Source organism: Parahaliea maris (assembly GCF_008064665.1).
In the GTDB taxonomy this organism is placed as follows: Bacteria; Pseudomonadota; Gammaproteobacteria; order Pseudomonadales; family Halieaceae; genus Parahaliea; species Parahaliea maris.
Genome location: NZ_VRZA01000009.1, coordinates 132,526 through 142,014, shown reverse-complemented (window position 1 = coordinate 142,014; position 9,489 = coordinate 132,526). Strand labels below are relative to the sequence as shown.

The 9,489-nt window shown below is 63.5% G+C and carries 11 protein-coding genes; 7 read left to right on the top strand and 4 right to left on the bottom strand.

Annotated features, from left to right (window positions below; genetic code table 11):
* Nucleotides 1-118: 118 nt before the first annotated feature.
* Together rpsT and FV139_RS19495 are read right to left on the bottom strand one after the other, a co-directional pair.
* Complete coding sequence (gene rpsT, locus FV139_RS19500; RefSeq protein ID WP_148070162.1) at nt 119-385, bottom strand: 30S ribosomal protein S20; 267 nt, start codon at nt 383-385, stop codon at nt 119-121.
* Nucleotides 386-523: 138 nt separating this feature from the next.
* Nucleotides 524-937, bottom strand: coding sequence for a diacylglycerol kinase (locus FV139_RS19495; RefSeq protein WP_235898731.1), 414 nt, complete (start codon nt 935-937; stop codon nt 524-526).
* A gap of 160 nt (nt 938-1,097) precedes the next feature.
* On the opposite strand from FV139_RS19495, the gene FV139_RS19490 reads away from it, so the two are divergent.
* The gene (locus FV139_RS19490; protein ID WP_148070161.1) at nt 1,098-1,739 is read left to right on the top strand and encodes a TetR/AcrR family transcriptional regulator; all 642 of its coding nucleotides are present in this window, start codon (nt 1,098-1,100) and stop codon (nt 1,737-1,739) included.
* Nucleotides 1,740-1,782: 43 nt separating this feature from the next.
* The gene (locus FV139_RS19485; RefSeq protein WP_148070160.1) at nt 1,783-2,784 is read left to right on the top strand and encodes a tyrosine-protein phosphatase; all 1,002 of its coding nucleotides are present in this window, start codon (nt 1,783-1,785) and stop codon (nt 2,782-2,784) included.
* Between the two features lie 90 nt (nt 2,785-2,874).
* On the opposite strand, the gene FV139_RS19480 is transcribed toward FV139_RS19485, so the two are convergent.
* Both FV139_RS19480 and FV139_RS19475 read right to left on the bottom strand, forming a co-directional pair.
* Nucleotides 2,875-3,147 (bottom strand): hypothetical protein, encoded by a 273-nt coding sequence (locus tag FV139_RS19480; RefSeq protein WP_148070159.1) that lies wholly within the window; start codon nt 3,145-3,147, stop codon nt 2,875-2,877.
* A 321-nt stretch (nt 3,148-3,468) separates the two neighbouring features.
* Complete coding sequence (locus FV139_RS19475; RefSeq protein ID WP_148070158.1) at nt 3,469-3,690, bottom strand: hypothetical protein; 222 nt, start codon at nt 3,688-3,690, stop codon at nt 3,469-3,471.
* Nucleotides 3,691-3,819: 129 nt separating this feature from the next.
* Here FV139_RS19475 and FV139_RS19470 point away from each other — a divergent pair, with 129 nt between their 5' ends.
* From FV139_RS19470 to FV139_RS19450, 5 genes are all read left to right on the top strand, one after another.
* Nucleotides 3,820-4,983 carry a 1-acyl-sn-glycerol-3-phosphate acyltransferase gene (locus FV139_RS19470; RefSeq protein WP_148070157.1) on the top strand — a complete coding sequence of 388 codons (1,164 nt, stop codon included), beginning with the start codon at nt 3,820-3,822 and terminating at the stop codon, nt 4,981-4,983.
* On the top strand, nt 4,977-7,097 hold the full coding sequence (gene dinG, locus FV139_RS19465) for an ATP-dependent DNA helicase DinG (protein WP_148070156.1): 2,121 nt from the start codon (nt 4,977-4,979) through the stop codon (nt 7,095-7,097). The genes FV139_RS19470 and dinG overlap by 7 nt, the downstream gene beginning before the upstream one ends.
* 9 nt (nt 7,098-7,106) lie before the next feature.
* A complete protein-coding gene (locus tag FV139_RS19460; RefSeq protein ID WP_148070155.1) occupies nt 7,107-7,433 on the top strand; it encodes a YqcC family protein in 327 nt (108 codons plus the stop codon).
* 113 nt (nt 7,434-7,546) lie between these two features.
* The gene (locus FV139_RS19455; RefSeq protein ID WP_148070154.1) at nt 7,547-8,854 is read left to right on the top strand and encodes an outer membrane beta-barrel protein; all 1,308 of its coding nucleotides are present in this window, start codon (nt 7,547-7,549) and stop codon (nt 8,852-8,854) included.
* An 80-nt stretch (nt 8,855-8,934) separates the two neighbouring features.
* The gene (locus tag FV139_RS19450; RefSeq protein ID WP_148070153.1) at nt 8,935-9,480 is read left to right on the top strand and encodes a polysaccharide biosynthesis/export family protein; all 546 of its coding nucleotides are present in this window, start codon (nt 8,935-8,937) and stop codon (nt 9,478-9,480) included.
* Nucleotides 9,481-9,489 lie beyond the last annotated feature (9 nt).

The following is a 9,489-nucleotide window of genomic DNA, read 5'->3' as shown; positions in this document are numbered from 1 at the left end:
GGAGACGTCGAGCAAAGACGGTGGTATTCCGAAAACAACAAACCCCGGCTAAATAACCGGGGTTTGTCAGCAGTCTGAGCCGGCTTCAAGCCGGCTTTTTCGTGGAAAGCGTGTGAGCTTACGCGGCCAGGGCTTTCACCTTGGCATTCAGGCGGCTCTTGTGACGAGCAGCCTTGTTCTTGTGGATGATGCCTTTGTCGGCCATGCGGTCGATTACGGGCACGGCAGAAGCGTAGGCTTCCTTGGCCTTGGCAGCGTCGCCAGTGCCGATGGCAGCCACGACTTTCTTGATCTGGGTGCGTACCAGGGAGCGCAGGCTGGCGTTGTGGCTGCGACGTTTCTCGGCCTGACGGGCACGTTTTCTGGCTTGTGGTGAGTTGGCCACGGTATCTTCCTCTAAATTTCGTTTGTCAAAGGGGCAAATTTCAAAGAGGCGCGATTATTCACATTCAGTGCCCCCTTGTCAACAGTAGTTGGGTGGCCTGCAAGGAGCAGCTTGCCGGGCGCGGCCGGCGGGTCGCTCTCAGCCCTGCCACCACTGCCACAGGGACAGGCCCCAGGCCAGGGCAAACAGTAGCAGGGAGACCAGCACGGCGGCTGATCCCAGGTCCTTGGCCTGGCCCGACAGCGGGTCGTGCTCCGGGCCAATCCGGTCCACCACCGACTCGATGGCGGTGTTGAGTATTTCCGCCAGGATCACCAGGGCACAACACACCACCAGCACCAGCTGGTGGGCGAGGCCGTCGCCCACCGCAAAGGCCAGGGGCAGGAAGGCGAGGGCCAGCACCGCCTCGGTGCGGAAGGCCTCCTCAGAGCGCCAGGCGGACACCAGGCCGTCCCGGGAGTGACGGGTTGCCGCCAGCAGGCGGGTCAGGCCGCGTTTGCCCGGCTTGTTCATGTGCCCTTTCGGCTGCAGTTCCGGTTCCGGAGAATTCACTGTGCCCCCTGTTGTCAGTGCCACGGCCCGGGGCCGTCCGTTTTGAACCAGCCACAGCATAGTGGCCCTGACGGCAGTGTCAAAGTGTGCGGGCGGTGCCGGCGATGGTTTCGCAGGGTATACTAATGCCTATTAGTCCCCTGTTTACCGGAAACACCCCATGCCCGACTACGCCCTCCCTGATTCCGTGCCCCCGGGTTCCACGGCGGAGCGAATCCTCGACGCCGCGGAAGACCTGTTTGCCGAACGCGGCTACAGCGCCACCTCCCTCGGCGATGTGGCGGACAGGGTTGGTATCCGCTCTCCCAGCCTGTACAACCACTTTCGCAACAAGGAGGCCCTGTACCGGGCGGTCATGGAGCGGCTGGTGATGGCCTTTTCCGGCCCGATCACCGAACTGCGGGCAGGGCCTATCACCCAGGACCGGGTGCTGGAGTGGCTGGAGACCATCGTGCGCCAACATCACGCCAACCCGAACCTGGCCAGGCTGCTGCAACACGCGGCCCTTTCGGGTGGGCCGGCCACCGGCGAACTGATAGAACAGCTGTTCCGGCCCATGTTCGACAGCAGCCGGCCTTTCGAGGACGAGCCGGGCCCGGTACTCGGCGATGCCGGTCTTCAGCCCTGGGCCGTCATGGCCTTCAATAATCTGGTAATGTCCTACATCACCATGGCGCCCATGTACCGCGACCTGCTGGGCCAGGACCCTTTCAGTGAGAGTGCTCTCGAGCAACAGCTGAAGCTGGTCAAGACCCTGCTGCAGGCGGTCTTTGAGTACCGTGGTCACACAATGCTGTCATAGTACTGGCCCAGGCTGGTACCCCCCATCGATTACGGAAACACCCATGCTGTTAACTGATGCTGTTCATATCTGGCGCGCCCCTGACGGCGACTACCACATCGAGTGGGAGGCCAGCCAACCCGGGACCCGGGTGTCCATAGAAGCCCTGGCGGTAAAAGAACCCCTCGTCGCTCACTACGGTGAAGACCCCGTCCGTGTAGCGCGGATCAGTGGCCTGCCCCCCGCCCGCCGGCATTTCTTCCGCCTGCGCGATGAATTTGGCAACGAGGTACTCGCACCGGAGCGGCGCCTGGGTTTGCAGGGCAGCCCCAACTTTCGTGACTTCGGTGGTTATCGCGGCGCCGATGACCGGCGGGTCAAATGGGGTTACCTGTTCCGCTCTGGCCACCTGGCGCGCCTCAGCGAGGCCGACCTCGAATTGCTCGGCAGTCTCGAGCTGGACCTGGTATTCGATTTCCGCCAGCTGAGCGAGCAACATACAGAGCCCTCGCGCCTGCCGGCGGAAAGCCCCCCCCAGGTGCACAGCCTGCCGATCCAGCCGGGCAACAACTCGGGGTTCCTGCAGGACGTGGACGGCCCGATACCGGGCCCTGAGGTCATGTTTGACTTCATGGTGACGGTCAACCGGGAGCTCGCCAGGGAAGAGGCTGCTGTGTACCGGCGCATGTTCGAGAGCATTCTGGCCCGGGACGATGCGCGCTACCTGGTGCACTGCGCGGCGGGCAAGGATCGCACCGGATTTGCAGTGGCCCTGATGCTGCTGGCCCTGGGGGTCGACGAGCAGCAGATCATGCGCGACTACCTGCTCAGCAGCCGTTTCTACAACGCAGAACAGGAAGTGGAGCGGGCGCGGCAGAAGTACGGCCTGACCAGTTCCGACAGTGCGGCCATCCTGCCCATGCTGCAGGTGGACGAGGCCTATCTCGGCGCGGCGCTGGGCACGATCAGGGAGGATTACCCGGACGTGAATGATTACCTGGAAGCGGTAATGGGAATCGGCGAAAGGGAGCGTTCAGAGCTGCGCAGGCGCTATCTGGAAGCGTAGCGAGGTCTGTTGGCGAACGAATCTTGAAGAGGGGGTTGCCGGCGCCGCGGGAAGCGGGGCGCCGGCAGAATACTGCTCAGTGAGCTGTAATCAGGAAGCCTTGCAGGCGGCTTTGGCGGCCTTGATCTGCTTCTTTTCACACTCTTCAGTGCTGGCTTCACCGACGCACCACTTGCGGCGCTTGTCCCAGGCGGTCAGCGGCATTTCTTTGCCGTTGGAGCACTTGACCATGTACTCAGCATAGGGGGTGCCGTCGGCGGTTTCGCCGTTGGCCTGGAAAACGATGCTGGTGGGTTTGGCGGCAAAGCTGCCGGCAGAGACGGTCAGCAGCGCGGCTGCGGCGGTCACTTTGATCAGGTTCATGGTCTGTCCTCACGGTTGGTGTTCACTATGGACCGGGGCCGGTGGGCCGGTTTCCCGGAAGCAGGCGCAGGTGCGCCAGAATTCAGTGAGAGCAGTTTAGGCGATGAGGCAGGGTAATATCGTTACGGATTTGTAACTTTTGGGGAGATAGGTAACAAAAACTTAATGTTGGATGGGCCGGTGACAACTAACTGGTTGATATTTAAGGAGTTACCGGGGTGGGTGCCGGTAGGCACCCTACATTACAATTTATCCATGGCGGCCCGGCCAGGTTAGGCCCGGCCAGGTCAGGCCTGGCACGCCACCCGGATCGGCACGGATTCAGGCGAGGAATATCAGAATCCAGCCGATGACCGCCACCAGCAGCGCCTGGCCGGCCTTGTCGAGGCGGAAAATCCCGTAGAGATAGGCCAGCGGCGGCAGCAGGGTGGCGCACAGGCCCCAGGCGTAGTCTTCTTTCCACGCTACGATCAACAGCAGCACCCAGCTGACCAGCAGCGCGGCGACCCCGTACGTCATCAAAGCGGCTGAACCTGCGTCCATATATCCTCCGGAATTCTTGTTGTCAGGCGCCCGGAAGATTAGCAGATGCCCCGGGGGTGGTCACCTGTGCTGATGACTCGCTCCCGGAATTTGGGTATGGTGCGCGCTTTGCACCGCGAGAAGCCCCGCTTGAACGACCCGTTTGCCGACATCCGCCCCTACCGTGACGACGAAGTGCCCGCGGTTCTGGCCCGCCTGCTGGACGATCGGGAATTGCTTGATGCCCTGGGCCGCCTGCGCGGTGGTTGGCTGGCGAGGATGGCGCCGGGCTTGTGCCGGCCGCTGGTGCGGAGCTACCTCGGCCGGCAGTTGCGTGGTGTCATCGATGTCCACGGTATGCAAATGGTCATCAAGACCTACATGGACAAGATGATCGCCGATACCACCGGTGGCTTTTCCGTGTCGGGCCTGGATGAGCTCGACCCCGAGCGTGCCTACCTCTTCATGAGTAACCACCGCGATATCGCGATGGACCCGGCCTTTACCAACTACGCCCTGCACCGCGGTGGTCACCAGACCATCCGTATCGCCATCGGTGACAACCTGTTGACCAAGCCCTGGGTATCCGACCTGATGCGCCTGAACAAGAGCTTTATCGTCAAGCGCTCGGTGAGTGGCCCCCGGGAGTTACTGGCGGCATCGAAGAACCTGTCGGCCTATATTCGCCACAGTCTGTTGGAAGAGCAGGCTCCGGTGTGGATCGCCCAGCGCGAGGGGCGCGCCAAGAATGGCATCGATCGCACCGAACCGGCAGTGATCAAAATGCTGGCCATGAGCCGGGACAAGCAACAGTCCAGTTTTGCCGAGCACATTCGCGACCTCGCTATCGTGCCGGTGGCCATTTCCTACGAGCTGGACCCCTGCGACGCCCTCAAGGCCAACGAGCTGTACCAGCGCGAGAGCACCGGCAGCTACCAGAAGGCGGAGCAGGAAGACGTGGCGTCGATCGGTCGCGGCATCGCCGGACAGAAGGGGCGGGTGCACGTATCCTTCGGCACGCCGCTGGCGGGTGATTACGCCGACGCCGACGAAGTCGCCCGCGCTGTCGACGAGCAGATCGTCGCCGAGTACTGCCTGCACCCTACCAATATCCACGCTTACCGCATGCTGCACGGCGAGGACGCGCCACTGCCGGACAGCCTGTACCGGGAGGAGGGCGACTGCAGCGAGAGCGCCTTCCGCGCCCGTATCGATGCCATGCCGGAGCCCCACCGTGCCTACGCCCTCGGTATTTACGCCAACGCCGTGGTGAGCAAGCTGGCCCGGCTAGGGCAAGCCGCCCCGCCTTGCTGACCGACGCCCTCAAGGATCGCATCCGCGAGGCCTACGCCTCGGTGATCGAGAAGAAGTCCCTCAAGCCGCGCTGGGGCCAGCGCCAGATGATCGCCGAAATCGCCAACACCCTGGGCCGGATACCGGGCCCCGGTGAGGCGCCCTCGGGCGAACCCGCCGTGTGTGTCATCGAGGCCGGTACCGGTACCGGCAAGACCATTGCCTACGCGGTAACCGCCATTCCCATGGCCCAGGCCCTGGGCAAGCGCCTGGTGGTCGCCACCGCCACGGTGGCGTTGCAGGAACAGTTTGTCGGCAAGGATCTGCCGGACATCGGCCGCCACAGCGGGCTTGAGTTCAGCTACGCCCTGGCCAAGGGGCGGCGCCGCTACGTCTGCCTGTCCAAGCTCGACCGGATGCTGGCCCAGGGCCAGGGCGAAAGCGGCGTGTTGCCCCTGTACCCGGACGAGTTCGAAGTCCCCCTGGAGGCGGAGGCCCTGCCGGTCTACACCGCCATGATCGATGCCCTCGGCCGCGGCGAGTGGGACGGCGATCGCGACAACTGGCCCGCGGCCATCCCCGAGCAGATCTGGTTCGGCGCCACCACCGACCACAGCCAGTGCAGCGGCCGCCGCTGCCCCAATATCAGCCAGTGCAGCTTTTACCGGGCGCGGGAGGAACTGACCCACGCCGACGTGATTGTCGCCAACCACGACCTGGTGCTGGCGGACCTCGCGCTGGGCGGCGGTGCCATCCTGCCGGAACCCGAGGACTGCATCTACATTTTCGACGAGGGCCACCACCTGCCGGACAAGGCCCTGTCCCATTTCGCCAGTTTCTGCCGCTTGCACACCACCCTGGCGTGGCTGGGCGATAGCGGCAAGAGCCTCGCCCAGGGCGCCGCGGTCATGGGAGCGCTGTCTGGCTTGCAGCACCACCTCGGCAAGCTGCCGGAGCAACTGGAGGAAACCGCCGAGTCAATGAAGGTCGCCGAACAGGTGGTGGCCTCGCTGTTCGACGCGGTGGAGCCGGGTCGCGATGAAACCCGCCTGCGCTTCGAGCACGGCCGCGTGCCCGATACCCTGCAGCCCATCGCCGGTACCCTGGCGGCGCGTTTCCAGGCGCTGGCCAACACCCTATCGCGGATCGAGTCGGTGCTGGAGGATTCCCTCGAGGACGAATTCAGCGAGGTCGCCAAGGACGAACTGGAGACCTGGCACCTGAATATCGGCGGTATGCTGGGCCGGGCCGAGGCCAACCTGGCCCTGTGGCAGGCCTATGCGGTGAGTGGCGAGAACGAGCAACCGCCCATGGCGCGCTGGATTACCCTGCTGGAGTCCGGGGGTGTTCACGGCTTCGAACTGCGCTGCAGCCCGATCCTGGCCGCCGACCTGCTGGAAGAGTACCTGTGGCCGCGGGCGGCGGGGGTTGTGATCACCTCGGCGACGATTACCGCCCTCAACTCCTTTGAGCGTTTTATCCTGCACTCCGGGGTCTCCCGGGAGGCCCGCTTCAAGGTCGTGGCCAGCCCCTTTGACTACAGCCGGGCGCTGTTCCGGGTGCCGCCGATGAACTGTGAGCCGGGGGATGCCGAAGCCCACACCGCGGCGCTGGTCAGCGGCCTGCCCGAATGGCTGGACCCGGCCGAGGCGAGCCTGGTGCTGTTCTCGTCCCGCCGTCAGATGCTCGACGTGTACCAGGGCATTGCCGGCGAGTGGCGCGACCGCATCCTCATGCAGGGCGACGCCAGCAAGCAGGAGATCCTGCGCCAGCACCGGGAACGGGTCGACGCCGGGGATGGCAGCGTCATCTTCGGCCTCGCCAGCTTTGCCGAGGGCGTGGACCTGCCCGGCAAGTACTGCAACCACGTGGTGATCGCCAAGATTCCCTTCGCCGTGCCCGACAGCCCGATCGAGGCAGCCCTGTCGGAGTGGGTGGAGGCGAAGGGGGGCAACGCTTTCATGGAAATCAGCGTGCCGGACGCGGCCCTGAAGCTGGTACAGGCCAGTGGCAGATTGCTGCGAACGGAAGAGGACAGCGGTCGCGTGACCCTCGCCGACCGGCGCCTGCTCACCAAGCGCTACGGCCGCGCTATTCTCGACTCACTGCCACCCTTCCAGCGCCAGTTGCAGTAGATAGATGCCATGCGTACCGACATTGCCGAAGTACTGATCGATATCGAGGCCCAGCTGCGGCAGCTCGGCCTGTGGGACAAGATTCCCCCCTCTACCGAGGCGCTGGCCAGCACCGAACCCTTCTGTGTGGACACCCTGACCCTGCCGCAGTGGCTGCAATTTGTGTTTCTGCCAACGCTCTACCAGATGCTCGAGGCGGAGCAGCCCCTGCCCGAGCGCTGTGCGATTACACCGATGGCCGAGGAGTATTTCCGCCACACCGGCCACGGCGTGGAGGGTTTGCTGGAGGCGCTCACCCGGGTGGATAACCTGCTGACTTCAGACGGCGAAGGGTAGCCCATTTGGGACACGGATTACGCTTTCCCCTGGGATAGACTCGGTACCTGTTGGCTGGTGCCCTGTCCCTGTGATTTGCACCGGCTTTCAGGTGCAGATCAGGAGGGAGCCCATTGTTACAGGACCGCGCACCGCGCATTCATCATTCGCTCGTGACCATTGGCCGCGAACCGGCCCGCACAAGGGGTGGCAAGCGACTGGCCCTGGTCCTGGCGCTGGGTGCATGCTCCTGGCAATCGGGAAGTGTGGCCCAGAACCAGGCGGGTAATGGCAAGTGGTACCACGGCGCCCTCAGCGTCGAGCCTAGCCTGCGCACCGAACTGGTCTACGACGACAACTTCTTTTTCACCCCCGACAATCCGGTCGACACCCGTATCCTGCGGATAGCGCCTTCGGTGCAGGGTGAATACGTCCAGGCTGGCAAGGCCTACAGCCTGCGTTACGAAGGTGACTACGGCCGCATCCAGGAAAGCAAAGACGACAACTACGAGGACCACCTGTTTGGCGCCGGGGCCAATCTCGACCTGGCCCATCGCCACAAGCTGATCCTCAACGGGGAGTTTGCCCTCAAGCACCAGGGGCGTGGCGAAGGCACTACCCAGGGCTTTGATCCGGATACCGGAGAGATACCGGGCTTTGATCCCGACGGTGACCCGGTCACCGAACCCGACCTGTTCAAGGTGGCCGCGCTCGGTGGCGACTATTATTTTGGTGCCCAGAACTCCGGCAACCGGCTGAAATTCTCCGCCGCTACCCGCAATACAACCTACCGCAATCACCGCAACCGAACGCGGTACCGTGATCATGACAACGCCCAGGCGGGCGTTACGTTCTATCACCAGGTCCTGCCCGCCACCTCGCTGCTCATGGAAGTTCGGGGCAACGACATCCGCTACGACCACACCTTTCCCGAAACCGCGACCCTGGACAGCCGCGAGATCCGCTACCTGGTCGGCGCGACCTGGGAAATGAGCGGTCTCACTACAGGCACGGTAAAACTGGGTCAGGTGGACAAGAACTTCCGCGACAGTCGGCGGGAGGATTTCTCAGGACTCGACTGGGAAGCCGACATCAACTGGTCCCCCCGCAGTTATTCAGAGTTTGAACTCAGTGCCGCCCGATCGGAGGAGGAGACCTTCGGCGAGGGGGACTTCATTGACACCATGACCTACTCCCTCGGCTGGAGCCACGGCTGGACCGATTTGCTGCAATCCCGGCTCAGCGTTTCCTACCGCGATGAGACCTATCACGGCATTGAGCGCGACCAGGACACGGTCGATTACAGCGTGTCGCTGATGTACCAGTGGCGGCGCTGGCTGGCGTTGGAACTGGGTGCCGACTATTCCGACAGCGACAGCAACGTCGACTGGCTGATGTACGACAAGAACATGATCCGTATCGGCGCCACGCTGACGCTATGACTGTTTTAGCTGAAGCTCCGACAGTTTTCGCTGAAGCTCCGACAGTTTTAGCCGAAGCTCCGACCTGCAAGAGAGCCACCATGAACCGTTTCTATTTCCGCCTGCTCAGCCTGTTGACCACCCTGCTGCTGTTGGCGCCCGGACTGTCCGTTCAGGCCGCCACCTCGCCGGGCGTCTACCGCCTGGGGGCGGGCGACCACATCCTGATCCAGGTTTTCGACGAACCGGATCTCAGCATGAATTTCAGCCTCAACGATTCGGGGATCGTCAATTATCCGCTGCTGGGCGAAATCCTGGTGGAGGGGCTGACGGTCAAGGAACTGGAGGACCGGATCACCACGGGACTGCGGGGAGATTACCTGGTCAGCCCGGACGTCACCGTGTCGATCGAGGAGTATCGCCCGATCTTCATCAATGGCGAGGTCAAACAGCCGGGGGGGTTCCCCTACCAACCGGGTCTCACGGTGCAGAAAGCCGTGGCGCTGGCCGGCGGTTTCACCGAGCGCGCACAACGCAAGGGCTTCGCCCTGCAGCGCGCCGCCGACCCGGAGGACGAACTCACCGTTGGCCTCGGCGATACCGTAATGCCGGGCGACATTATCACCGTGAAGCGCAGCTTCTTCTGACACTGACAG